The organism is Vibrio sp. 10N.222.55.C6 (assembly GCF_041473395.1).
Taxonomy (GTDB): Bacteria; Pseudomonadota; Gammaproteobacteria; order Enterobacterales; family Vibrionaceae; genus Vibrio; species Vibrio crassostreae_C.
Genome location: NZ_JBFRSD010000978.1, coordinates 1 through 349, shown reverse-complemented (window position 1 = coordinate 349; position 349 = coordinate 1). Strand labels below are relative to the sequence as shown.

General features: G+C 42.4%; 1 pseudogene. It reads right to left on the bottom strand.

From position 1 onward, the window contains the following. A pseudogene (locus AB4486_RS27145) lies at positions 1–323 on the bottom strand (hypothetical protein); the annotation flags it as partial. Positions 324–349: the final 26 nt, after the last annotated feature.

The window sequence follows — 349 nt, the reverse complement described above, 5'->3', positions numbered from 1 at the left end:
GTGGTATAGCGATTGGTGCCATCTTCATCATTTTCGGCATCGGTATAATACGTATCGAACTGTACTCGTTGCCCCCAGTTTTCTTTTTTGTAGCCTACTGATATTCCTGAGTTAATCGACAACGATGAACTGGTGTTTTGAGAGTAGATAAAACCCAGTTTGGTTAACGTAGTGAAAGGCGATTCGTCTTCTTGTTCTGACTCTTCATTCAAAATTGCTTCATTTTCGAAGGATTGTTCTTCAGTAACCTCGGCTTGTTCTGTAACAACAGCTTCTTCCACCGGTGCCGTTTCTTCAGCGAATACTTGAAAAGACAGAACCATCGCCGCTAAAGGTAGCGGGTTGAAAT